This window comes from Sorangium sp. So ce448, from assembly GCF_051520915.1.
GTDB lineage: Bacteria > Myxococcota_A > Polyangia > Polyangiales > Polyangiaceae > Sorangium > Sorangium cellulosum_B.
In genome coordinates this window covers 704,788-731,500 of sequence record NZ_CP150343.1, presented here as the reverse complement: position 1 = coordinate 731,500, position 26,713 = coordinate 704,788, and the positions used below count along the sequence as shown (strand labels likewise).

The 26,713-nt window shown below is 73.3% G+C and carries 6 protein-coding genes; 5 read left to right on the top strand and 1 reads right to left on the bottom strand.

The genetic code is table 11. The features are described from left to right. Positions 1 to 377: 377 nt before the first annotated feature. On the bottom strand, positions 378 to 1,535 hold the full coding sequence (locus WMF45_RS02735) for a zinc-dependent alcohol dehydrogenase (protein WP_437715406.1): 1,158 nt from the start codon (positions 1,533 to 1,535) through the stop codon (positions 378 to 380). Between the two features lie 180 nt (positions 1,536 to 1,715). Between WMF45_RS02735 and WMF45_RS02730 the strand changes: the two genes are divergently transcribed. From WMF45_RS02730 to WMF45_RS02710, 5 genes are all read left to right on the top strand, one after another. Next, positions 1,716 to 2,786, top strand: a complete 1,071-nt coding sequence (locus tag WMF45_RS02730) for a DUF58 domain-containing protein (RefSeq protein ID WP_437715405.1) — start codon at positions 1,716 to 1,718, stop codon at positions 2,784 to 2,786. Position 2,787: 1 nt separating this feature from the next. Next, positions 2,788 to 4,830, top strand: a complete 2,043-nt coding sequence (locus WMF45_RS02725; RefSeq protein WP_437715404.1) for a vWA domain-containing protein — start codon at positions 2,788 to 2,790, stop codon at positions 4,828 to 4,830. A 268-nt stretch (positions 4,831 to 5,098) separates the two neighbouring features. Further along, positions 5,099 to 6,937: an FG-GAP repeat domain-containing protein gene (locus WMF45_RS02720; RefSeq protein ID WP_437715403.1), complete on the top strand. Its 1,839-nt coding sequence runs from the start codon at positions 5,099 to 5,101 to the stop codon at positions 6,935 to 6,937. A gap of 398 nt (positions 6,938 to 7,335) precedes the next feature. After that, a complete protein-coding gene (locus WMF45_RS02715) occupies positions 7,336 to 19,116 on the top strand; it encodes an amino acid adenylation domain-containing protein (RefSeq protein ID WP_437715402.1) in 11,781 nt (3,926 codons plus the stop codon). Further along, positions 19,116 to 26,678 carry an amino acid adenylation domain-containing protein gene (locus WMF45_RS02710; RefSeq protein WP_437715401.1) on the top strand — a complete coding sequence of 2,521 codons (7,563 nt, stop codon included), beginning with the start codon at positions 19,116 to 19,118 and terminating at the stop codon, positions 26,676 to 26,678. Before WMF45_RS02715 ends, WMF45_RS02710 begins: the two co-directional genes overlap by 1 nt. Positions 26,679 to 26,713: the final 35 nt, after the last annotated feature.

Genomic DNA, 26,713 nt, shown 5'->3' with positions numbered 1-26,713 from the left:
TTGAGCGCAGATCTCGAGCCATCGGGAGCTGTCCTTCCGTGCGAACAGAGGCCATCGCGGGTGGCCAAGCAAGCGAGCGGGGCGCTCGCCGAGGTTCGGCCCCAAGCAAGCGCCATACCCTGAACAAACCAACATGAATTCAACAAATTACACAGCACTGCGGCCGCGCGCCCCTGACGCCGGTGTCAGGCGTCAGGGCTGCGGCGGGCCATGGTTCGCGCGTTCGCGCCGCCCGAGCGCGTGGGCCGCTCCCGAGCGCCGGATCGACCGGCGGAGCATCGACCGCCGACGAGCAGGCATGATGGCGGTGTTCGAGGGGCAGAGGGCGCATGACGGCGCGCCGGACGAGCGCCGGAGGGGGCGATCTGCGCGCTACGTCAGGGCCTGAGGACGACCTTGACGCAGTCGTCGCGCTTCTTGTTGAAGATCTCGTAGCCGTGCGGGGCGCGCGAGAGCGGCAGGCGGTGCGTGATGATGTCGTCCGCCCGGAGGTGGCCGTCCTCGATGTGCTTGAGGATCCGGTCGATGTAGTTGTGCGCCAGCGCCTGGCCGGCGCGGAGCTTCAGGCCCTTGTCGAAGAGCTGGCCCAGCGGGAAGTTGTCATAGGACACGCCGTAGACCCCAACGATCGGCACGACCCCGCCCCGGCGCACGGCGCTGAAGGCGAGCCGGAGGGCCGATATCGTCCCGACCTGGCCGTGAAGGGCGCTGGAGGCCTTCTCGAGCACGCCGCGGTGCGCCTCCATCCCGACCGCGTCGACGCACACGTCCGCGCCGCGCCCGCCCGTCATCGCGCGGATCGCCTCGACGGCGTCGACCTTGTCGACGTTGACGGTCTCGGCCTTGGCGACCTCGCGGGCCTTCGTCAGGCGGTACTCTTCCCGATCGACGCCGATGACGCGCGCCGCGCCGCGGAGCCATGCGCATTTCATGGTCGCGAGGCCGACAGGCCCGCATCCGAACACGGCGACCGTCTCTCCACCCTCGAGCTCGGCCCACTCGATCGCCGTCCAGCCGGTGGGGAGGATGTCCGTCGTGAAGAGGACCTGCTCGTCGGTGAGGCGCTCAGGCACCCTCCGTGGCCCGAAGTCGGCGTAAGGGACGCGCACGTACTCGGCCTGACCCCCGTTGTAACCGCCGTAGAGGTCCGTGTACCCGAAGAGGGCGCCGCCCTTGCCCTCGACCGTGCCGCCCTCGGGGCCGTAGTGCTTGGGATTGGAGCTCTCGCAATGGACGGGGAGCTCCGCCTGACAGAAGAAACAGCGCCCGCACGCGATAGGGAACGGGACAACGACCCTGTCGCCCTTCCGCAGCTTCGTGACCTGCGGGCCGATCTCCTCGACGACGCCCATGAACTCATGGCCGAGCACCATGGGCTTCGCCTGGGGGAAGAAGCCGTTGTAGATGTGCAGATCCGAGCCGCAGATCGCGGTCGCGGTGACGCGCACGATGACGTCGGTGGGCTCCTCGATCCGGGGATCCGGGACGTCCTCGACCCGGACGTCCGAAGGTTTGTGGAAAACCAGGGCCTTCACGGTGCCTCCTTTCGGGTGACACATCGGTACGGGGCGCTCGGCGGCTCTGCCGGCCGGGCCGGCGCACAGACAGCTGAACCACCGCGCTGGCTCGCATAAAGCGAGCCACGGCGCAGCGGCGCGCCTGCGGACGAGGGTCTGTCGGCCACGCCGAGCGCAAACGGGGTGTCCTGCCCCACCGTGGCGGTCTGTCTCGGCGCGCGGAGCGACCACGGCGACCGCGGGCCGGGCGCAGCCGGCGCTCCTGCCGAGCGCGGCCGGCGCCCCCGCCGAGCGCGGACCGGCGCCCCCGCCGAGCGCGGGCCGCCGCTCGTCCGCGACCCCGCTGGCACCGCCGCCCGCGCCGATGTCTACTCCTCTCCGATGCTCCCCTCGTCCCCCGAGCCGCTCCTCGGCGCGAGCTTCGTCCGCGAGCTCGAGGTGCTCCAGCGGCGGCTCGAGATCCGCGCCCGCTCCGGCGGCGCCGGCGAGCACCTCGCGCGGCGCCGCGGCGGCTCGGCCGAGTTCAAGGAGCACCGGGCGTACGCGCCCGGCGACGACATGCGGCGGATCGACTGGGCCGCCTACGCCCGCACCGGGGAGCCGGTGCTCAAGCTGTTCCGCGCCGAGGAGGACGTCATCGCCCGCATCGTGTGCGACGCGTCGGCGTCCCTCGATTTCGGGGAGCCCACGAAGCTCGACGCGGCCCGCCGGCTCGCGGCGGCGATCGGGTACATGTCGCTCGCGCGCTCCGAGCGCGCGCAGCTCTTCGTGGCGGGCGACGGCATCGCCCGCGAGCACGCGCCGGTGCGCGGGCGCGCGGGGCTCGCCGCGCTCCTCCGCGCCCTCGACGGCGTGAGGGCCTCCGGCGGGACGCACCTCGCGCGGGCCATCGACGCCGTCGTGCGGCAGAGCGCCCGGCCAGGCCTCCTCTGCGTCGTCTCCGACTTCTTCGATCCCGGCCCCGTCACCGCCGCGCTCGGGCGCGCGGCGCAGGCCGGCCACGACGTCGCGGCCCTCCAGGTCGTCGCCGCCGACGAGCTCGAGCCGAGCTTCGAGGGCGACCTGACGCTCGAGGACGCCGAGACCGGGGCGCTCGTCGACGTGACCCTGGACGCCGCGGCCCTCGCCGCCTACGCGGCCCGCTTCGCCGGCCTGTGCGAGGCGCTGCGCGCCTTCGCCCGCCGCCACGGCGCGACGTATGTGCGCGCGCGGAGCGACGAGCCGCTCGAGGGCGCCGTCCGCCGCTTCGTCGCGAGGGGCGTCGACTGACGTGGCCGCCCCGCTCGCACAGGCCTCCGCGGGCGCTCCGCTCGCGCTGCTCTCGCCCGGCGGCCTGTGGCTGCTCGCGCTGCTCGGCCCGCTCGTCCTGCTCTACATCCTCAAGATCAAGCGGAGCCGCCGGCGCGTCCCCTCGACGTGGCTCTGGGCCGCCGCGCAGCGCGACCTCATGGCGCGCGCGCCGTTCAGGAAGCTCATCGCCCAGCTGCCGCTCGTCCTGCAGGCGCTCGCGCTCGCGCTCCTCGCGCTCGCCCTCGCCCGCCCCGCCTCGCGCGGGCGCGAGCTCACCGGCGATCACGTGGCGATCGTCCTCGACACGAGCGCCTCGATGTCCGCGGCCGCTCGAGGGCCGGCCGGCGAGGCGACAACGCGCATCGAGCTCGCGAAGCAGCTCGCCAGGGACCTCCTCTCCGGCCTCGCCCCGGGCAGCGACGCGCTGATCGTCGAGGCGGGGCGCGACGCGCGCCTCGTCGCGGCGCTCGATCGCGATCTCGTCCGGCTCAAGGCGGCGATCGATCCCATCGCGGCGCGCGACGTCGAGGGCGATCTCGGGGCCGCGGTGGCGCTCGGGATCGACCGGCTCCGCCAGCTCGGCGGCGCCCGACGGGTCGTCGCGATCACCGACGGCAACCTCGCCCGCCCCGCCTCGCTGCGCGGCGCGTCGCTGCCGGTGGAGGTCATCACCGTGGGTGATCCGGTCGACAACGCCGCCATCGTCCGCGTCGACGTGCGCTCCGGGAGCGCAGCGGGTGACGCGAGCGGCGCGAGCGGCGCGGACGGCGAGCGGTCGGAGCATCGCGAGGAGGTGCAGGCCTTCCTCGTTGTCGCGAACTTCGGGGCGCAGCCGCGCGACGTGTACGTGACGATGCGGCAGGACAACGCGTCGGACGTGCTCGGCTCGCGGCGGGTGCTGGTCAAGCCGGGCGAGCGCCTCCCGGTCGTCGTCACGTTCCGCCCGTCGCCCGGCGACTACCGCAAGGGGCTCGTCTTCGAGCTCTCGCCGCGCGACGCGATGCCGCTCGACGACGTCGCCTACGGGAGGGTGCCGGCCGGCGACAAGCTCCCGGTGTTCCTCGCGTCGGCCGGCAGGGGCCAGGGCGGCGAGCCCCCGGGCGCGCAGCCGGGAGCGCCCTCCGGCGGCTCCGTCTGGCTCGAGCGGGCGCTCGCGTCCGACCCGATGACCTCGGTGACCTCGGGCGCGCTCGGGGATCTGCTCGGGAAGCCCGGGCTCGATCCCGACACGTTCGTCGTGATCGACGGCGCCTGCCCGCCCGATCCTCCGGGGGGCGATCTGCTGATCGTGAACCCGCCGCCCGGGCGCTGCGCCGGCACGCTCGTCGGGCAGACGCTCGAGCGCCCCACGCTCACGTCGTGGGACACGGCGGATCCGCGGCTGCGCTTCCTGACGCTGGACGGCGTGAACCTCCGCGCGGCCTCGTCCCTCAAGCCGGAAGCGGCGACGCAGGAGCTGATCCGCGCCCAGGAGGGCACGATCGCGACCGACATCTCCACCGCCTCGCGGACAGGCACGCTGCTCGGCTTCGACGTCGGCGAGAGCGACTGGCCGCTCAAGGCGTCCTTCGTGCTCTTCGTGCGCAACCTGCTCGAGCAGGCGCGAGCCCACCGCGCCCACGGCATCACAGGCCCCGCGCGCACCGGCGAGCCGCTGCGCGTGAGCGTCCCCGCGACCGCGCGGGACCTCCAGGCCACCGGCCCTGCAGGCGAGCGGCTCGAGGTCGCGCAGCGCGCCGGCGTCGCGGTGATCGCGGAGACGCCCCGCGCCGGCTTCTACCGCCTCGCCTGGCAGGGACCGCAGGCCGGGTCCGTCGTGGTGCCGGCGAACCTCACGAGCGTCGCCGAGAGCGACCTCACGCCGAGGCCGCTCGTCGCCGAGGGAGGCGGCGAGGTCGCCGTCTCCAGCGCGGCGGGACAGCCGGACGCCCACGTCGAATGGACCTGGCTGCTCGCGCTGGCGGCGCTCGGCTTCGTGCTCTTCGACGTCTGGTATTTCACGCGCGTGCCACTACGGTCGTGAACACTGCGGTTGCAGGGGCGCAATGTGCTCGACGAGCTCGACGAGCTCGCCGATGCACGCGAATCCCTGCTCGACGGGCGGGGCGCCCCCCCCGGACGACGAACCACACCCTGCTCTGGACAACCACCCTCACAGCGATCCAGTGAATCTCCCCTCGGGTGGACTCTCGTATCCCCGGCTCCGAAGGTTCCTGGTAATCTCGATGAGCTTGGCTCCTGTCCTTTTCCACCGGCGGGCGTCGCCCGCGGGCGCACTCCCCGGAGGACCCATGATTACCCAGGACCACCCGTGCCGTTCCGGTCGCGGGTTCCCCGCCGGACCTCAGGACCCGCCCCCTTCACCATGGGCTGCGCGCACCGGCCTGGGTGCGTGGCCTCTCGGCAGCGCGGCGTTGCTCCTCGCGCTGCTCGCGGCAGCCTGCGCCGGGGGCGAGATCGGGGATGGCGCGAGCGGCGCCGGCGGCGGCAGGGGCAGCACCGGCGGCACGCGCAACCCGATCTGCGAGGTGGGCACGAGCGTCGGCGAGGTGCAGGCGCCCGAGCACCGGATGGTCCTGCCCGGGCAGACGAGCTGGTACGCGTCTCCGGTGGTGATGGACCTCGACGGCGACGGCCAGAACGAGCTCATCGCCGCTTACTATTCGCTCTTCGTCTTCGACTCGCACGGGAAGGAGATCGATCGCGCCGAGGTCGGGGAGGACCGGATCTATGCGCCGCACGTGGTCGCCGACCTCGAGGGCGACGGCGCGATCGACATCGTGTATGGCAACGGTCATCAGGTGTTCGCATTCGAATGGAATGACGGGCTCGCGCTGAAAGCCGGGTGGCCGGCGGACACCACCACGGCCGGCAGCGCCCCCGAGGTGCGCGGGCTCGCCGCGGCGGATCTCGACGGCGACGGCACCATCGAGGTGGTGGCGACGACGACCCAGACCGCGACCACCGAGGACGGCGGCGCGCAGGTCTTCGTCTTCAGCGCGGATGGGTCGCTCTATCAACCCGCCCCCGGAGGCACCGCCTTCGCGGCCTGGCCTCGGTACAACAACCAGAGCGGCCCGGGGAACGACGCCGATCGCAACGGTATGGGGCACTCGGGGTTCGGGTGTTATGGGCTCAACGTCGGCATCGGCAATATCGACGACGACCCGGAGCTCGAGATCCTGGCCACCTACGACAACCACCACATCCAGGCGTTCAACCACGACGGCGTGGCGATCGACGCCGCGCCGTATTTCAAGAATCGCGAGGAGGCCTTCGCCGATCAGCCGCTGACCTGGGGCCAGTTCATCCGCTGGGCGGATCCGAAGGTGGAGGGCGACCATTACCATCTCCATACCGGGACATGGCCGCACCCGAGCTCCGCCGAGTGGCTGCAGTGGACCGCATCGCCGCCGAACGTTGTCGATCTCGACGGGGACGGGAGGAACGAGGTCGTCGGCGTGCCGAACGTCGAGATGCACGAGCCGTACGAGACGCAGGCGTATGCGGTGATGGCGCTCGAGGGCGCGCACGGCGACGGCAGCCGATCGGCGATGCGCAAGCCCGGATGGGAGACGCTCCCGCGCGGCGAGAGGCCGCTCGCCATCGACGGTTATTACCCGCCGAACGGCGTGCCCTCGCCGACGACGGTCAACATCCAGGGGGACGCGCGGCCCGAGATCATCGTACCGATGAACGACGGCTACCTCTATGCGTTCGGCCCCGATGCATCGCTCCTGTGGCGATACAACTACATGCACGGCAAATCGATCATGTTCGCGACCGAGGCCACCGTGGCCGACCTGAACCAGGATGGATCGCCCGAGGTCTTGCTGGCGACCTACGGCGCTCCCGAGGTGCTCGACTCCGGCAACCTCGTGATCCTCGGCGCGAACGGCGCGGTCCTGCACGACGTGCCCTTGCCGAACCCCGGCAGCAACGGCAACGGCAACGGCGCGCCTGCCCCGCCGGCGGTAGGTGATCTCGACGGAGACGGCCAGCTCGAGGTCTTCGTGCAGACCTTCGAGCATGGGATGGATGTCTTCACGATCCCGGGATCGGCGGCGAATTGCATGCTCTGGCCCACCTCGCGAGGTGGGCCGCTGCGCACGGGTCAACCCTCGCGGTGACCCTCGCTCGCATGGCGGACGGGAGGCCGCGACATCACATGGTTGTGACATTGCGATTCCGCGAGCACCCCGGTGCGCCGCGAGACTCCCTGTCGTCAAGCGCGTAACGATGCATTGAATTCGGCTGCTCCACCGCATGAACGCGCTGCGGGGAGCCTCGCTCGCGTGGCCGTCCAGCGCGAGCAGCCTCGCTGCTCATGAATTACAATATTTATGTAATCATCTAGTTTCACGACATGCAAATTGGTACTCTCACGACAACATGTAAGGTTATAGACTAAGCAAGATTACGACGTGGTCAACCTCGAGGCCGCCGCCTAACCTTGGCCCCCTTCATCGAGTGATGCCTTTGAATGGCAGAGCCCTTCTATCTGGGGCAGCGCGAAAAACAGGATCAGATGCGACACCCTCAACGCACGACGGCGAAGCCCCGTTTTTCAACGCTCTTGCACTGCCTGAGGCAGTGGGCTCACGAACAGCCGAACGCCGTGGCCTTCACCTTCGTAGAGGCCAGCGACGCCGATGAGCAGCAGATCACGTACGCGGAGCTCGACCGCCGCGCGCGCGCCATCGCCGCGACCTTGCAGCAGCGCTTCCCGGAGGGCGAGCGCGCCGTCCTCCTTTATCCGCCGGGGCTCGACTACATCGCGGCGTTCCTCGGGTGCGCGTACGCGAAGCTCGTCGCTGTGCCCGCGTATCCGCCGGACCCCGGGCGACTCAACAGGTCGTTGCCGCGCCTGCAGGCCATCGTCGCGAACGCGCGCGCGCAGGTGTTCCTCACGACCGCGATGATCAAGTCCATGGTGGATGTCCTCGGCGCGCAGGCGCCAGAGCTCGCCGCGCACCCCTGGCTGGCGACTGACGAGCTCGCTCCAGGCTGCGAAAATGCCTGGCGCGAGCCCGACGTGGCGGGCGAGACGCTGGCGTTCCTCCAATACACGTCGGGCTCGACCGGGACGCCGAAGGGCGTGATGGTGACGCACTCGAACCTCATGCACAACTCGCAGCTCATCGGCGAGTGGTTCGAGCTGGACGAGCGGTCGGTGGCGGTGAACTGGCTGCCGCCGTACCACGACATGGGGCTTATCGGCGGCATCCTCCAGCCGCTGTACAACAACTTCCACGGAGTCCTGCTCTCGCCCATCACCTTCCTGCAGCGGCCGCTGCGCTGGTTACAGGCCATCACGCGCCACCGCGGCACCTGCGCCGGAGGGCCGAACTTCGCTTTCGACCTCTGCGCGCGCAAGGTGAAGTCCGAGGAGCTCGCGGGGCTCGATCTGAGCACGTGGGACGTGGCCTTCTGCGGCGCCGAGCCCATTCGCCCGGAGACGCTCGATCGCTTCGCGCGCGCGTTCGCGCCCGCCGGCTTCCGGAGAGAGGCGTCCTACCCCTGCTATGGCCTAGCCGAGGCGACGCTCCTTTCGGCGGGCGGCCTGAAGGCCGAGCCGGCGCGCGTGCAGCGCTTCGACGGGGCGGCGCTGCGCGAGCGGCGCGGCGTCGCGAGCGAGCAGCCAAGCGAGGGCGATGTCGCGCTCGTGAGCTGCGGTACGACGCTCGCCGGCCAGTCGATGCTCATCGTCGACCCGGAGACGGCGACGCCCTGCAGCCCGGGGAGGATCGGGGAGATCTGGATGTCGGGCCCGAGCGTGGCGATGGGCTACTGGGGGCGCGAGGAAGAGACGGCGCGCACCTTCGGGGCCCGCCTCGCCTCGGGCGAGGGGCCGTACCTGCGCACCGGCGACCTCGGCCTGCTGCGCGACGGTGAGCTCTACATCGCCGGCCGGCTCAAGGACATCATCATCCTGCGCGGCCGTAACTATTACCCCCAGGACATCGAAAAGACGGCCGAAGAGAGCCACCCGGCCGTTCGGCCCGGGTGCAGCGCAGCGTTTTCGATCGTCGTCGACGGCGAAGAGCGCGTCGTCGTCGTGGCCGAGGTGAACCCGCGGTCCGGCGCGCCGTCCGGCGACGTGGCCCACGGCGTCGCGCAAGCGATCGCCGAGGAGCACCAGATCTCCGTTCATGAGGTCGTGCTCGTCGAGCCCGGGTCGATCCCCAAGACCTCCAGCGGCAAGATCCAACGCTACGCCAGCCGCGCGGGCTTCCTCGACGGCTCGCTCTCGGTGCTCGCCGCGTGGCGGAGCGAGACGCAGAGCGGCGGCGGGGCGGCGGTCGCGCCCACAAAAGCGCCCGCTCCGGGCGCCGGCACGGCGGCCGGAGGACCCGGCGCCGACACGTCGGCGTGGCTCCGCGATCGGGTCGCGTCGCTGCTCGGGTTGCGCGCCGACGCCGTCGATCCGCGCGCGTCGCTCACGCGTTACGGGCTCGACTCGCTGCAGAGCCTCGAGCTGCGCGACGAGATCGCGCGGGCGGTCGGCGTCGTCGTCCCCCTCCCGGCGCTCCTCCAGGGCGTGAGCCTCGACGAGCTCGCCGCGCTGGTGCAGGCCGACCGCTCCGCGGCGCCCAGCGCAGAGGCGCCCGCGGCGGTCGCGGAGACGGGCGGCGCGAGGCCGCTCTCGCACGGCCAGCGCGCGCTGTGGTTCCTCCACGAGCTCGCGCCCGCGAGCACGGCATACCACGTCGCGCGCGCCGTCCGCGTCCGGTCGCAGCTCGACGTCGAGGCCCTGCGGCGCGCGTTCCAAGCGCTCGTCGACAGGCACGCGGCGCTCCGCACGACCTTCGACGCCGAAGGCGGCGAGCCGTGGCAGCGGGTCGCGCCGAGCGCCGTCGTGAGCCTCGATCACGAGGACGCCGCCGGCCTCGACGAGGCGGAGCTGCGGCGACGGATCGAGCAGGAGGCGGACCGGCCGTTCGACCTGCGCCGGGGTCCGTTGATGCGCGCGCGCGTCTGGACGCGCGCTCGCGACGAGCACGTGCTCCTGCTCGCGATGCACCACATGATCACCGACTTCTGGTCGCTGTCGGTGATGGTCAACGAGCTCGCGGCCTTCTACGAGGCAGCGAGCGCGGGCGCTCCGCCCCCGGCGCTCGCCCCCGCGGTGCAGCTGCCCGACTTCGTGGACTGGCAACGCCGCGCGCTCGCCTCCGCGGAGGCCGCCGCCGCGTGGGCGTACTGGCAAGAGCAGCTCGCCGGGCCGCTGCCCGTCCTCGAGCTGGCGACCGACCGACCTCGCCCCGCCGTGCAGACCTTCCGGGGCGGCGTGCGTCACGCGCGGCTCGGCCGCGCGCTCACCGACGCGGTTTACGCGCTCGCGCGCGACCAGGGCGCGACGCCCTACATGACGCTGCTGGCGGCGTTCTCGGCCCTGCTGCACCGCTACACCGGCCAGCGCGACATCCTCATCGGCTCGCCGACGACGGGCCGGGCGCGGCCCGGCCTCGCGAGCCTGGTCGGCTACGTCGCCAACCCGATCGCGCTGCGCGCGCGCCTCGCGCCGACGCTGACGTTCGTGGAGCTCCTCGGCGCGACGCGGCAGACCGTGCTGCGCGGGCTCGAGCATGAGGACGTGCCCTTCGCCGCCCTGGTCGAGCGGCTCGCGCCGGAGCGCGACGCGTCGCGCTCACCGATCTTCCAGGTGATGTTCGTGCTGCAGCAGCCACAAACGGCGGGCGCGCAGGCGCTCGCGGCCCTGGCGCTCGACGTCGAGGGCGAGCCCCTGCGCGTGGGCGGCCTGCGCCTCGAACCCACGCCGCTCGCGCGCCGCGGCGCCCAGTTCGATCTCACGCTCGCGATGGCCAGGGTCGGCGACGAGCTCGTCGCCTCGATCGAGTTCAACGCCGACCTGTTCGACGAGGGCACCGTCGACAGGATGCTCGGCCACCTCCGGGTGCTCCTTGCGGGCGTGACGGCGGCGCCCGAGCGCGCGATCGGCGCGCTGCCGCTGCTCACGGAGGCAGAGCAGCGCGCGATCGTCGCGTGGAACGCCCGCGCCGGTGCGCCCTTGCGCCCAGCGCCCACCCTCCACGACCACTTCGCGATGCAGGTCGCGCGCGCGCCGACGGCCACCGCGCTCGAGTTCGAGGGAGAGGCGCTCACTTACGCAGAGCTCGACCGCCGCGCCAACCAGCTCGCCTGGTACCTGCGTGAGCTGGGGGTCGGCCCCGAGGTGCCCGTGGGCGTCTGCCTCGAGCGCTCGATCGAGCTGGTCGTCGGCCTGCTGGCCATCCTGAAGGCCGGCGGGGCGTACGTGCCCTTCGACCCCTCGTACCCGCCCGAGCGCCTCCGCGTCATGCTCGAGGACGCTGCGGCTCCGGTGCTGCTCACCGAGCGGCGGCTCGTCGACACGCTGCCGCCCGCTGGCTCCACCGTCGTGTGCCTCGACGCCCAGCGGGACGTGATCGCCGCGCAGAGCGACCGCGCCCTGCCCCCCTCGGCCGGCCCCGACAACGCCGCGTACGTCATCTTCACCTCGGGCTCGACCGGGCGGCCCAAGGGCGCCGTCAACGCGCACGGCGCGGTCGTCAACCGCCTGATGTGGATGCAGACCGCGGGGCTGCTCGAGGCGAGCGATCGCGTCCTGCAGAAGACCCCCTTCAGCTTCGACGTGTCGGTATGGGAGCTCTTCGGCACCCTGGTCGCTGGGGCCTGCCTCGTGGTGGCCCGGCCCGGGGGGCACCGCGACAGCGCCTACCTCGCGCGCACCATCGACGAGCGCCGGATCTCGGTCGCGCACTTCGTGCCCTCCATGCTGCGCACGTTCCTCGACGAGCAGGGCGGGCGAGCGCTCCCTCCGAGCCTCCGCCACGTGATCTGCAGCGGCGAGGCGCTCGACGCCGATCTCGCGTCTCGCTTCCTCGCGCGCGCCGGCAGCGCCAGGCTCCACAACCTGTACGGGCCGACCGAGGCCGCCGTCGACGTCACCGCGTGGGAGTGCGAGCGTGGCCGCGACGAGGCGCTCGTTCCGATCGGGTATCCGATCGCCGGCAACCACATCCGCCTGCTCGACGCCTCCGGTCAACCGGTGCCGATCGGCGTGCCGGGAGAGCTGTACATCGGCGGCGTCGGGGTGGCGCGCGGCTACCTCGGCCGGCCCGCGCTGACGGCGGAGCGCTTCGTGCCGGACCCCTTCGGCGACGAGCCGGGCGCGCGGCTCTACCGCACGGGCGACCTCGCGCGCTACCGCCCTGATGGGGCGATCGAGTTCCTCGGCCGGACCGACCACCAGGTCAAGCTGCGCGGCTTCCGGATCGAGCTGTCGGAGATCGAGCTCGCGCTCTCGCAGCACGCCGCCGTACGCGACGCCGCCGTCCTCCTGCAGGCGCAACCGCCGGGCGATCCGGCCCTTGTCGCCTACGTCGCGCCCCGCGAAGGCGGAAACCCGAGCGCCCGCGAGCTGCGGGAGCACCTCGCCGCGCGGCTGCCGGCGTACATGGTCCCCGCGTGGTTCGTCGTCGTCGAAGCGCTGCCCCTCGGCCCGAGCGGCAAGCTCGATCGGCGCGCTCTCGCCGAGCTCTCGCCGAGCGTTGCCGAGAGCGACGACGGGCGTGCGCGCACGCCCGTCGAGGAGGTGCTCGTGCAGCTCTGGACGACGGTGCTGGGGCGTGAGCGCGTCGGAGCGAGCGACGACTTCTTCGCGATGGGCGGCCACTCGCTCCTCGCGACGCAGCTCATGTCGCGCGTGCGCGGCGCCTTCGGGGTCGACGTGCCCTTGCAGGCGCTCTTCGAGGCGCCGACGGTGCGCGCCTTCGCGGCGCGGATCGAGGCGGCGCGCGCCGCCGGGGCGAAGGGCGCGCCGCCGCTCGTGAGGCGCGAGGCGCAGGGGCCGGCACCCCTGTCGTTCGCGCAGGAGCGCCTCTGGCTCTTCGAGCAGCTCGCGCCGGGCACAGCTGTCTACAACATGCCGATCGCCGTGCGGCTGCACGGCGCGCTCGACGCCGCGGCGCTCGAGCGTGCCATGACCGAGCTCGTGGCGCGGCACGAGGCGCTGCGCACCGTCCTCCGCGCCGACGGTCCGGGTGGCGTGCAGATCGTGCTGCCGCCTGCGCCCGTCGCGCTGCGGCGCGAAGACCTCCGCGCGCTCCCGGAGGCCGACCGCGAGGCGCGAGCGCGCGAGCTCGAGCGGCGCGAGGCCGAGCAGCCCTTCGATCTCGTCGAGGGGCCGCTCCTGCGGACGACGCTCCTCGCCCTCGGGGACCGCGAGCACGTCTTGCTCGTGACGATGCACCACGTCGTCGCCGACGGCTGGTCGCTCGGCGTATTCGTGCGAGAGCTCGGCGCGCTCTACGCCGCGTCGCTCGATGGAAGGCCGCCGGCGCTGCCCGCCTTGACCGTGCAGTACAGCGACTACGCGGTCTGGCAGCGGCGCTGGCTCGAGGCCGGCGAGCTCGAACGGCAGATCGACTACTTCCGCCGGCAGCTCGAAGGGCTGCCTCGCCTGCAGATCCGCGCCGACCGGCCGCGGCCGCCCGTCCAGTCGTTCCGCGGTCGCAACCGCTACCTCACGCTGCCGAAGCCGCTGACCGACGCGCTCGAGGCGATGAGCCGGCGCGAGGGGTGCACGCTCTTCATGGCCCTGCTCGCCGTCTTCAACGTCGTCCTGCAGCGCCACAGCGGGCAGGACGACATCGCGGTCGGCACCGACATCGCGAGCCGCAACCAGACCGAGACCGAGGGGCTCATCGGATTCTTCACGAACCAGCTCGTGCTGCGCTCCGATCTCTCGGGTTCCCCCTCGTTCCGCGAGCTGCTCGCGAGGGTGCGCGCGACGGTGCTCGACGCCTACGCACACCAGAACGCGCCCTTCGCGCACGTCGTGCGGGCGCTCCGCGCCGAGCGCGACGCGAGCGGTCAGCCGCTGTTCCAGTACAAGCTCGTGCTGCAGAACGCGCCTCTGCCGGCGCTCGATCTGCCAGGGCTGCGCGCCGAGCCGATCGAGCGGGACGCCGACGCGGTCGCGCGCTGGGACGTGCTGCTCGACATGCGCCCCGGTCCCGAGGGGCTCACGGTGCGCGCCGAGTACAGCACCGACCTGTTCGACGAGGCGACGATCGAGCGGCTCTGGTCGCACTTCCTGCGCGTCGCCGAGCAGACTGCGGCCGACCCCCTCCGGCGACTGTCGGACCTCGAGCTCACGACGGAGGACGATCTCCGGCGCGTCGAGGCCGTCAACGCGGCCGCCGCGCGGCCCCGCAGCGACGCCCTCGTCCACGAGCTGTTCGCCGCCGCGGCCGCGGCGGCGCCCGGCGCGGCGGCGCTCGAGTTCGAGGACGCGCGCGTGACGTACGGGGAGCTCGAGCGCCGCGCGAACCGGCTGGCGCACCACCTGCGCGCGCTCGGCGTCGGTCCCGAGGTCCGGGTGGGCCTGTTGCTCGAGCGCTCGCTGGAGATGGCGGTGGGCCTCCTCGGCATCCTCAAGGCCGGCGGCGCCTACGTCCCGCTGGACCCGTCCCACCCCGCCGAGCACCTCGCGTACCAGATCGAGGACGCCCGAGTGCAGGTCGTGGTCGCGACCTCGACGCTGGCCGACGACCTGCCCGCGCAGTGGATCCACGTCGTGTGCGTCGACACCGACGCGCCGCTTTTCGACGCCCAACCCGAGCACGCCCCCGACGTCGCGCTCGGCGCCGACGCCGAGGCGTACGTGCTCTACACCTCGGGATCCACGGGTCGCCCGAAGGGCGTCTCGGTGCCGCACCGCGCGATCGTGCGGCTCGTGCGCGAGCCGAGCTTCATGCACCTCGGGCCCGACGAGACGCTGCTGCAGATGGCGCCGCTCGCGTTCGACGCGTCGACGCTGGAGATCTGGGGCGCGCTCCTCAACGGCGCGCGGCTCGTGATCTTCCCGCCGCGCGTGCCGTCGCTGCGCGAGCTCGGCGACCTCATCGAGCGCGCGGGCGTCACCACGCTCTGGCTGACCGCGGGGCTCTTCCACCAGATGGTGGACGGTCACATCGAGGGGCTCGCGCCCCTGCGCCAGCTCCTTGCGGGCGGCGACGTGCTCTCGCCCGCGAGCGTGCGCAGGTTCGTCGAGCGCTTCCCGCGCTGCCGGCTCATCAACGGGTACGGGCCGACCGAGAACACGACGTTCTCGTGCTGCCACACCCTCTCGGCCGAGTCGCTCGCTCCGGGCTTCTCGGTGCCCATCGGCACGCCGATCTCGGGCACGCGCGTCTACGTGCTCGACGAGCGCCTGCGGCCGCTGCCGCCCGGCATGCCGGGCGAGCTCTGCGTCGGAGGCGCCGGGCTGGCGCGCGGGTACATCAACCACCCTGCGCTCACCGCCGAGCGCTTCGTGCCGGACGCCGTGAGCGGCGAGCCGGGCGCGCGGCTCTACCGCACGGGCGACCGCGCGCGGCTGCTGCCGGACGGCACGATCGAGTACCTGGGCCGCATCGATCGGCAGGTCAAGGTGCGCGGCTTCCGCATCGAGCCGGGCGAGGTCGAGGCGGCGCTGCGCGCGCACCCGGGCGTGCGTGAGGCGCTCGTCGCCGCGCGCGACGACGAGCCAGGCCAGAAGATGCTCGTCGCCTACCTGATCGCGCAGGAGGGCGCGGGCGACCTCGCGGCCGACGAGCTGCGGCGTCACCTGCAGCAGCGCCTGCCGGCGTACATGACGCCGTCGGCCTTCGTGACGCTCTCGGAGTTCCCGCTGACGCGCAACGGCAAGGTGGATCACCGCGCGCTGCCTGCGCCGGCGACCGCGGCGCTCGGCGCGCGCCGCGCGCGGACGGCGCCGCGCACCGCCAACGAGGAGGTGCTGGCGGCGGTCTGGGCCGAGGTGCTGCGCGTCGATGAGGTCGGCGTCGACGACAACTTCTTCGACGCTGGAGGCGACTCGATCCGCGCCATCCAGGTGGTGGCGCGCGCGCAGGAGCACGGGCTCGGCGTCACCGTCGACGCGCTGCTGCAGCACCAGACCATCCGCGCCCTCGCCGGGGCGACGCACGACGGGGCCGGCCTCGCGAAGGAGGAGGGCGACGTCGCGCCGTTCTCGATGATCTCCGAGCGCGATCGCGCGCGGATGCCCGAAGACGCGGAGGACGCCTACCCGATCGTGATGCTCCAGGCGGGGATGCTCTTCCACAGCCAACGTGACGCGGGTTCGGCGCTGTACCACGACGCGTTCAGCTTCCACCTCGAGATGGAGCTCGACGTCGCGCGCTTCGAGCAGGCGCTCTGCGCGGTCATCGAGCGGCACTCCCTGCTGCGCACCTCGTTCGACTTCGTCCGTTACGACGAGCCTCTGCAGATCGTCCACCGCGCGGCCGCGACGCCGCTCACCGTCGACGACCTGCGGCATGTGCCGGCCTCCGAGCAGGAGGCGTGGCTCGACGACTGGCTCGAAGGCGAACGGCGCCGACCCTTCCCCTGGGCGAGCCCGCCCTTGCTGCGCGTAACGTTGCACCGTCGAACCGACGAGACGGTGCAGCTCAGCCTGGTCTTCCACCACGCGATCCTGGACGGCTGGAGCGTCGCTTCGATGGTCACCGAGCTGCTCGAGCGCTACGTGGCGGCGCGCCGAGGCGCGCCGCTGCCCCTTCCGCCGCCGCCGCGTCCGTACCGCGAGTTCGTGATGCTCGAGCGGCAGACGCTCCGCTCGGAGCAAGCCCGCCTGTTCTGGAGGGGCAAGCTCGAGGGGATCGAGCCCGAATCGCTCACGCGCAACCTCCCGGCGCGCGCGGCGAAGGACGGGCAGCGCGGCGTCGCGCGCCACCCCGTCTCGCTCGATCCCTCGCTCGCCGAGGGCCTGCGTGAGCTCGCGCGCGCGGCGGCCGTGCCGCTCAAGAGCGTGCTGCTCGCGGCGCACCTGAGGGTGCTGAGCCTGGCCTCCGGCAGCGCCGACGTGACCACAGGCATCGTCTGGAACGGGCGCCCCGAGGCGAGCGACAGCGAGCGCACGCTGGGGCTCTTCCTCAACAGCGCGCCGCTGCGGCAGCGGCTGGCCGGCGGTACGTGGCGCGACCTCGTCCGGCAGACCTTCGCCGCCGAGCGCGAGGCGCACCCCTTCCGCCGCTACCCCATGGCCCGCCTGCAGCAGGACCTCGGGGGCCGGCCGCCCTTCGAGGCGCTCTTCAACTACGTGCATTTCCACGTGTACGAGGCCGTGATCGGCATCAGCGACGTGCGCCTCGCCGGGCCCGTGCGCGCGGTCGAGCTGCTCGACCTGCCGCTGACGAGCACGTTCAACGTCGACCCGGTGAAGGGCGGGCTGGAGCTCACGCTCAACTACGACGCGGACCGGCTCGACGGCGACGCGGTCGCGGCGCTCGGCGCGGCGTACGCGACGGCGCTCGCGGCGATGGCCGCGCGCCCCGACGAGCGGTACGAGCTCGCGTCGCTGATGGGCTACGACGAGCGCCGGCTGCTGCTCGTCGAGCGCAACGCGACGCGCGCCGATGTGCCCGCGGGCGTCTGCGTGCACGAGCTCATCGAGGCGCAGGTGGAGCGCACGCCGGACGCGCCCGCCCTGTCCTTCGAGGACACGCGCCTCACCTACCGCGAGCTCGATCGGCGGGCCGAGCGCGTCGGCCGCGCCCTGCAGGCGGCTGGCGTCGGCCCAGACGACCTCGTCGCGGTCTGCCTCAAGCGCTCCGCGGACATGCTCGTCGCGCTGCTCGGGGTGCTGAAGGCCGGGGCAGCGTACCTGCCGATCGAGCCCGATCACCCGGCGGATCGGATCGCGCTGGTGCTCGACGAGGCCCGGCCCGCGGCTGCCTTGACCACGCGGGCCCTCGGCGCGCGGCTGCCGCTCGGCGCGGCGCACCAGCTCTTCGTCGACGAGCTCGAACCGTCGAGCGATCTGCCGCCGCGCGCTCGCCGCGCGACGCCGCGGAACCTGGCCTACGTGCTGTACACCTCGGGATCGACGGGCCGGCCGAAGGGGGTGATGATCGAGCACCGCAACCTGGTGAACCACTTCGCCGAGCTCGCTGAGCGCATCGGCGCAGGCGAGCCGGGCACCTGGCTCGCGGTCACGAACTACACGTTCGACATCTCCGTGACCGAGCTCCTGTGGCCGCTGACGCGCGGGTACCACGTGGTCGTGCGGTCCGAGGATCGCTACGCGAGCGCGTCCATAGCCGAGCAGATCGAGCGATACGAGGTCACGCACATGCAGTGCACGCCGTCGCGCGCGGCGCTGCTCGTCGACCAGCCGGGCGCCGAGCGCGCGCTCGGGCGGGTGCGCTCGTTCTTGCTCTGCGGCGAGGCGTTCCTGCCTGGGCTCGCCGCGCGGCTGCGCGCGCTCCTGCCCGGCGCGCTCGTGAACTGCTACGGCCCGACCGAGACGACGATCTACTCGACAACTCACCTCGTGGAGGTCGTCGGGGACTCCGTGCCCATCGGCGGACCGCTCATCAACACGGAGCTCTACCTCGTCGACGGCAACGGCGTGCCCGTGCCGCCTGGCTTCCCCGGCGAGCTGTGGATCGGCGGCGAGGGGGTCACGCGCGGTTACCTTCGCCGGCCCGACATCACCGCCGAGCGCTTCCTGCCCGACGTGTTCAGCGGGCGGCACGGCGCCCGCGTGTACCGCACGGGCGACCTGTGCAGGTACCGGCCCGACGGGCTGCTCGAGTACATCGGGCGCGTCGACGACCAGGTGAAGATCCGCGGCTACCGCGTGGAGCTGGGCGAAATCGAGGCCGCGCTGCGCGCGTGCCCGGGGGTGCGCGAGGCGGCCGTCGTGGCGCGGCGCGAGGAGGCGAGCGACCAGCGCCTGATCGCGTACATCACGCCGCGCGATCACGCTGCGCGCGAGGTCGAGGCGCAGGCGAGGCTCCTCGAGGACGTCCGGGCGTCCCTGCGCCAGAGGCTGCCCGAATACATGATGCCCTCGGCGTTCGTCACGCTCGACGCGCTGCCCTTGACCGTCAGCGGCAAGATCGACCGGCGCTCGCTGCCGGCGCCGCCGAGCCAGCGGCAGGAGCAGCGCGCGGCGTTCGCGGCGCCGCAGGGCGACGTCGAGGCGCGCATCGCCGAGGTGATGCAGCGCGAGCTCGGCCTCGACCGGGTGGGGCGCGACGACAACTTCTTCGACCTCGGCGGTAACTCGCTGCTCATCGCGCGCGTGCAGGGCAAGCTGCTCGAGACGCTCGGGCGCGAGGTGCCGATCGTCGCGCTGTTCGCCCACCCCACGGTCGCGGCGCTCGCCGCGTACGTGGCGACGCCCGCGGGAGCGGAGGCCCCCGAGCGCCCGGAGCTCGCGGCGAGCGCCGTGGAACGCCAGCGGCAGGGCGCTGACCGGCTGCGCCGCATGGCCAGAAAGGTGAAGCTCTGATGAGCAGCCCGAGCGACGGATTCGCGACCGAGGGCGTCGCCGTCATCGGCATCGGGTGCCGCTTCCCGAAGAGCCGGAACGCCGACGAGTTCTGGGAGAACCTGCGGCGCGGCATCGACGCCGTGTCGACGTTCACCGACGACGAGCTGCTCGCCGCCGGCGTGGCGCCGTCGACGCTCGCCCAGCCCGGCTACGTCCGCGCGCGCGGCGCGCTCGAGGGCACCGCCGACTTCGACGCGGAGTTCTTCGACTTCACGCCGCGCGAGGCGGAGCTGACCGACCCGCAACATCGGCTCTTCCTGGAGTGCGCGTGGGAGGCGCTCGAGGACGCGGGGTACGACGCGCAGCGCTACCCCGGGAGCATCGGCGTCTTCGCCGGCGCGAGCATGAGCACGTACCTCTTGGGTGCGCTCGCGCGTAGCGGCGGCGCGCCCGAGGGCCTGCTCAAGCTCGCGATCGGCGGCCTGAGCGACTTCCTCACGACCCGCCTCGCCTACAAGCTCGACCTGCGCGGGCCGAGCGTCAGCGTACAGACGGCCTGCTCGACGTCGCTCGTCGCGGTGCACATGGCCTGCCTGCACCTGCTCGCCGGCCAGTGCGACCTGGCGCTCGCGGGCGGCGTCTCGATCCGCGCGCAGGAGGCCGCCGGCTACCTCTATCAAGAGGGCGGCATCTTCGCCCCCGACGGCAAGTGCCGCGCCTTCGACGCGCGCGCGCGTGGCACCGTCGAGGGCAGCGGCGTCGGCCTGGTCGCGCTGAAGCGGCTCGAAGACGCGCTCGAGGACGGCGACCACATCCGCGCGGTCCTCCGCGCCACGGCGATCAACAACGACGGCTCGCGCAAGGTGGGGTTCACCGCGCCCAGCGTCGGCGGCCAGGCCACGGTCATCGCGCTGGCGCACGCCCTCGCAGGCGTGAGCGCCGACACCATCGGCTACGTCGAGGCGCACGGGACGGGCACGCCGCTCGGCGACCCGATCGAGATCGCGGCGCTCCGCGAGGCCTTCGCACGGACGACCTCGCGAAAGCGCTTCTGCGCGATCGGGTCGGTGAAGACGTCGATCGGCCACCTCGATACGGCGGCGGGCGTGGCGGGGCTCATCAAATCGGTCCTCGCGCTCGAGCACAAGGAGATCCCCCCCAGCCTTCATTTCGAGCAGCCGAACCCGCAGATCGATTTCGACGACGCGCCGGTCTACGTGAACGCGCGCCTCGCGCCGTGGCCGGCGAACGGCGCCCCACGGCGCGCCGGCGTGAGCTCGTTCGGCATCGGCGGCACCAACGCGCACGCCGTGCTGGAGGAGGCTCCCCCGCGAACGCCCGCGGGCGACGCGGCCGGTCCGGCGCTCCTCACGCTGTCCGCCCGGACGGCCTCGGCGCTGCGCGCGGCCGCGAACAACCTCGCCGCGCACCTCGAGCGCCGCCCCGAGCAGTCGCTCGCGGACGTGGCGTTCACGCTGCAGGTGGGCCGCCGGCAGATGCCGCACCGCTTCGGGCTCGTGTGCGAGAGCCGCGAAGAGGCGATCGCCGCGCTCGCGGGCGAGCCCGCGGGCGCGGTGGCCGAGCCCGGCGACCACGGCGTCGTGCTCCTGTTCTCCGGCCAGGGCACGCAGTACGTGGGCATGGGCCGCGCGCTCTTCGAGCGGGAGCCGACGTTCCGCGCCGAGCTCGAGCGGTGCGCGCAGCTGTTCCGGCGGCACCTCAAGGGCGACCTGCTCGGCGCGCTCTACCCGCCCGAGCGCGATCGCGAGCAGGCCGAGGCGCGGCTCGCGCGGACGGCGATGGCGCAGCCGGCGCTGTTCGCCGTCGAGTACGCGCTCGCGCGCATGTGGCAGTCCTTCGGCGTGCGCCCGCGCGCGATGGCCGGCCACAGCCTCGGCGAGTACGTGGCCGCCTGCATCGCGGGCGTGTTCTCGCTCGAAGACGCCGTCGCCATCGTGAGCGCGCGCGGCGCGCTCATGGAAGCGATGCCCCGCGGCTCGATGCTCGCGGTGCCGCTCGCCGAGCGCGATCTCGCCCCCTTGCTCGGCCCGCGCCTGTCGCTCGCGGCCGTCAACGGCCCGTCCCGCTGCGTGGCGTCGGGCCCGCCGGACGCCATCGACGCCCTGAAGGCGCGCCTCGCGGAGCGCGGCGTCGAGGGCAGGCCGCTGCACACGTCCCACGCCTTCCACTCGCCGATGATGGAGCCCGCGATCGCGCCCTTTCTCGAGGTGCTGTCGCGCGCGAGGCTCGCGGCGCCGGAGCTGCCGTTCCTCTCGAACGTGACCGGCGACTATCTCTCGGCCGACGACGCGGTCGATCCGCGCTACTGGGCCCGGCACCTGCTGGGGACCGTGCGCTTCGACGAGAACCTGCGCAGGGCGCTAGAGCTCCGCGGCGCCGCGCTCCTCGAGGTCGGCCCCGGGCGCGTGCTGAGCACGCTGGCGCGCCAGCACCCCGCGTGCGACCCGGGTCGCGCCGTCGTCGCGTCGCTGCGCCAGGCGCGCGAGCAGATCGACGACGAGGTGCTCGCGCTGCGCGGGCTGGGCCAGCTCTGGCAACGCGGCGTGAACGTCGACTGGCAACGCATCCACCGCGGCCCTCGACGGCGCGTCCCGTTGCCGACCTACCCCTTCGAACGCAAGCCGTACTGGCTCGACGACGCGGCGCCGGCTGCGCCGCGGCCCTCCTCGCCCGCCGGCGCTGCGCCGCCGACCGCGGCCCCGAGCCCGGCCCCGCGGCACGACCGCCCGGACCTCGGCGTCGCCTTCGTCGCGCCCCGCTCCGAGATCGAGCGCCGCGTGAGCGCCATCTGGCAGGAGTGCCTGGGGTTCGCCCGCGTGGGGATAAATGATGGCTTCTTCGACCTGGGCGGCGACTCGTTGCTCGCGACGCAGGTCTTCTCGCGCCTGCGCAGCGAGCTTGGCGTCGAGGCCCCGCTGCGGGCGGTCTTCGAGCACGACACCGTGGCCAAGCTCGCCGCCTACATCGAGGCGCAGCCGCGCGCCGAGGTGGGCGCCACGACCGGCATCCGGCCGGCGCCCCGCGACGGCGAGCTGCCGCTGTCGTCCTCGCAGCAGCGGCTGTGGACGCTCGAGCAGATCACCCCCGGCAGCGCCTACAACCTGCCGCAGTGCGCGCGGCTGAAGGGCGAGCTCGACGTCGAGGCGCTCGAGGCGACCTTCGCCGACCTCATGCGCCGGCACGAGTCGCTGCGGACGACCTTCCACGCCACCGGCAACCGCCCCCACCAGGTCGTCGCGCCCCCCGCGCCGCTGCCCGTACGGAAGGTCGATCTGCGGGCGCTGCCGGAGGCCGCGCGCGAGGAGGCCGCGGCGCGGCTCGCCGCCGAGGAGGTCGAACGGCCGTTCGATCTGGCGAAAGGACCGCTCGTGCGCGTGACGCTCCTCCGGCTCGCCGACGACGAGCACCTGCTCGTCATGGTGATGCACCACATCGCCTCCGACGGCTGGTCGATGCGCATCCTCGCGAGCGAGATGGAGGCGCTCTATGCGTCGCACCGCCGCGGCGCGCCCGCGGGCCTGCCCCCGCTGCCGATCCAGTACGCCGACTACGCCCTCTGGCAGCGCGAACGCGTCGAGGGGCCGGCGCTGAAGCCGCACCTCGACTGGTGGAAGGCGCAGCTCGACGGGATCGAGCCGCTCGATCTGCCGCTCGACAAACCTCGCCCCGCGGCGCCCAGCCTCCGCTCCGCCGAGCACCGCGTCGCCCTCTCGCGTGAGCTCAGCGAGGCGCTCGAGGCGATGTGCCAGCGCGAGAACATGACGCCGTTCATGGTGCTGCTCGCCGCCTTCAGCCTCGTGCTCGGGCGCCACGCCGGCCAGTCCGACGTCGCCGTCGGCTCCCCCGTCGCGAACCGCGGCCACAAGGAGGTCGAGGGGCTCATCGGGTGCTTCGTGAACACGATCGTGCTGCGCACGCGGCTCGATGGCGTCGCGACCGCGCGCCAGCTCCTCGAGCGGGTGCGCCAGGAGGTCCTCGGCGCGTACGCGCACCAGGAGCTCCCCTTCGAGGTCCTCGTCGATGCGCTCCAACCGGCGCGCGACCTCGGCCGCGCGCCGCTCTTCCAGGCGATGTTCTCGCTCCAGGGCAAGCCCGTCGCGCTGCGCGCGTTCGAGGGGGTCGAGGTCAGCTTCCAGGAGCTCAGCGCCCAGATGACGCAGTTCGACGTGACGCTCTGGCTCGAACGCGGCGCCGAGGGCTTCGCCGGGGCGCTCGTGTACGCCGCCGAGCTGTTCGACGCCCGGACCGCGGCGCGGCTCGCGCGCGACTTCGCGCAGGCGCTCGAGCGGCTCGTGCACGGCCCCTCCTGCCCGCTCGACCAGCTGCTGCCCGCTGACGCCGACGACGGGCGAAAGCTCGCGGCGTGGAGCGCGGGCGAGCGCAAGCCGTTCGAGCCGCTGCCGGTCCATGAGCTCTTCCTGCGGAGCGCGCGGCGGCACCCCAGCGCGGTCGCGCTCGTCGGAGAGCGCGAGTCGCTCACGTACGCGCAGCTGGAGCAGCGCGCGTCGCGCCTCGCCCGAAGGCTGCGCGCGCTCGGGTTCGGGACGGAGGCCCGGGCCGTCGTGTACATCGAGCGCTCCGTCGAGGCGATCGTCGCGCTCCTCGGCGTGCTCATGGCGGGCGGCGCCTACGTCCCGGTCCCCCCTTCGGCGGCGTGCCAGCGGCTCCACGCGATGCTCGACGAGGTCGCGCCCCAGGTGGTGGTGACGCGGGCGGCCCTCGCGGCGGACCTCCCCGCTGGCGCCCCCCTTGTCTGCGTCGATGCCCCCGAGCCGGACGCGGCGCCCGCCGTAAGCCCGCCGCCGGCGAGCAAGGTGCGCCCGGACAACGTCGCCTACGCCCTCTTCACGTCCGGCTCGACGGGCCGACCGAAGTGCGTCGAGGTGCCGCACCGCGCGCTCGCGAACCACGTGCACGCAATCCTCGATCGTTACGGCGTGGGCCCCGGCGATGGCGTGCTGCACTTCGCCTCGCTGGCGTTCGACGTCGCGGCCGAGGAGATCTTCCCCACGCTCGCGAGCGGCGCGACGCTCGTGCTGCGGCCCGACGCGCCCGCCGAGGCCGTGGCCGACCTGCTCGCGTTCGTCGAGCGCAACCAGGTCAGCGTCGTCAACCTGCCCGCGTCCTACTGGCACGAGTGGGTCGACGAGCTGCCGACGCTCTCCCGCCCGCTGCCGCCGTCGGTGCGCCTCGTGATCGCCGGCAGCGAGGCCGTCTCCGCGTCGCGGCTCGCGCGCTGGCGCGAGCGCATCGGCGCGCGCGTGCGGTGGCTGAACGCATACGGGCCGACCGAGGCGACGATCACCGCGTCCGTCTTCGACCCGACGACGTCCGGCCACGAGCCGGTCGATCGCGTCCCCATCGGGCGGCCGCTGACCAACGTGCGGATGTACGTCCTCGACGCGGCGCTGCGGCCGGTGCCGCCTGGGGCCGCAGGGGAGCTCTACATCGGCGGGGCGGGCCTCTCGCGCGGCTACCTCGCGCAGCCCTCGACCACCGCCGCCGCCTTCCTCCCGGACCCCTTCGTCGGCGAGCCCGGCGCGCGCATGTACCGCACGGGCGACAGGGCGCGCTTCCTCGCCGACGGCAACCTCGAGTTCCTCGGCCGGCGCGACGACCAGATCAAGCTGCGGGGCCATCGCGTCGAGCTCGTCGAGATCGAGGCGGTGATCGCGCAGCTCGAGGGCGTACGCGAGGCGGCCGTCGTGTACCGCGCCAGCGCCGCGGAGGGCGCCCAGCTCGAGGCCCACGTCGTGCTCGCGCCGGGCCACGCGCCGGGCGTCGACGAGCTGCGGGCGCGGCTCGGCCTAAAGCTGCCCGCGTACATGATCCCCTCGCGCTTCGCGTTGCTCGAGTCTCTGCCCCGGCTGCCGAGCGGGAAGGTCGACCGCCGCGCGCTCGCGCCCATCGGGCCCGGGAGCGCCGGCGTCGTGGTCGCGCCGCGCACGCCCGCCGAGCGCGCGCTCGTCGACGTGTGGTCCGAGGTCCTGGGTCGAGCGCCGACGAGCATCCACGACAGCTTCTTCGACAGCGGCGGCGACTCGATGCTCGCCGTCCGCCTCGTCTCCCGCGCGAAGCAGGCCGGCCTGGAGCTCAGCGTCCGCGACGTGTTCCAGCACCAGACGATCGCCCAAATCGCGACGTCGGCCGCGCGTGCTGACGCCGAGCCCACCGCCGCCCCCGACGCGCCGCCGCCGCCCGCTGCTGGCGGGCGGCTCCCCTTGCTGCCGACCCAGCAGCGGCTCCTCGAGCTGCCGTTGCCGGCGCCCCACCACTGGAACCGCTCGCTGCTCGTGGAGACCCCCGAGCGCCTCGATCCCGACCTGCTCGGGCGAGCGCTCCGCTACCTGCTCGTGCGCCATGACGCGCTCCGCGCGCGGTTCAGCCCTGGCGAGCACGGCTTTCAGGCGCTCGACGCCGGCAGCGCTCACGACGACGCGCTGGTGGCCCGGGTCGACCTGTCGGCGGTGCGCGAGCCCGAGCAGCGCGCCGCGATCGAGGCCGCCGTCGCGCGGCTCCAGACGAGCCTCGACCTGTCCCGCGGCCCGTTGCTCCGCCTCGCCTGGCTGGATCTCGGCCCGAAGCGCGCGGGCCGGCTGCTCATCCTCCTCCACGCGCTCGTGGCCGACGGGCTCTCCTGGGCGATCCTCCTCGACGAGCTCCAGACCGCGTACCTGCAGCTGCGCCGGGGCGAGTCGATCCGCCTCCCGGGCGTGCCGACCTCGTTCCGCGACTGGGTCGAGGCGCTCGCGCGGTACGCCCGCTCCGACGCGCTGCTCTCCGAGCGCGACGTGTGGCTCGCGCTCCTCGAGGGCGACGCCGCGCGGCTGCCGTTCGATCGCCAGGGCGGCCAGAACGACGAGGGCTCGACCCAGCGGGCGGCCTTCACCCTCGATCGAGCCGACACGCAGCGCCTGCTCCACGACGTTGTCCCGTCGCTCGGGACCAGCGCCGAGTCCGTGCTGCTCGCCCCGGTCGTCCGCGCGCTCAACGTGTACGCGCGCGGGCCGGTGCTCGTCGACGTCGGGAGGCTCGGCCGCGAGGACCCGATCGGGGGGCTCGACCTGACGCGGACGGTGGGGTGCCTCGTCACGGACTGCCCGGTGCGGCTCGACCTGCGGACCGCGGGCGACGCGCGTTCGGCCGTGGCCGCGGTCGACGCCACGCTCTCGCGGGTGCCGGGGCGGGGCCTAGGGCACGGCGCGCTGCGCTGCCTGGGCCCGGATGACGCCCTGACGCAGCGCCTGCGCGCCACGCCGAGGCCCGAGGTGAGCTTCGACTACCTCAGCGGGCGCGCGCTCTTGGAGAGCGCGCTCTTCAAGCAGGCCGACGAGTCGACCGGCGCCGAGCGCGACCCGCGGTCGCCCCGCAGCCACGTGTTCCAGGTCGTATGCAGTGTCGTCGACGCCTCGCTGCGCGTCGAGTGGAGGTACAGCGAGCAGCTGCACGGCCGCGCCACGGTCGAGCGGCTCCTGGCGAGCTGCGCGCACGACCTGCGCGCCCTCCTGGAGGGGGCGCCGCGCGGAGCGGCGCGGGGAGGCCGCACCGAGCACCGGTGAGCAGCGCGCCCGGCCGGGCGGAGCGCTCGCTCACC

Coding starts and splice junctions, on each gene's coding strand:
- WMF45_RS02710 (WP_437715401.1), top strand. CDS start 19,116: ATGAGCAGCCCGAGCGACGGATTCGCGACCGAGGGCGTCGCCGTCATC.
- WMF45_RS02720 (WP_437715403.1), top strand. CDS start 5,099: ATGATTACCCAGGACCACCCGTGCCGTTCCGGTCGCGGGTTCCCCGCC.
- WMF45_RS02715 (WP_437715402.1), top strand. CDS start 7,336: ATGCGACACCCTCAACGCACGACGGCGAAGCCCCGTTTTTCAACGCTC.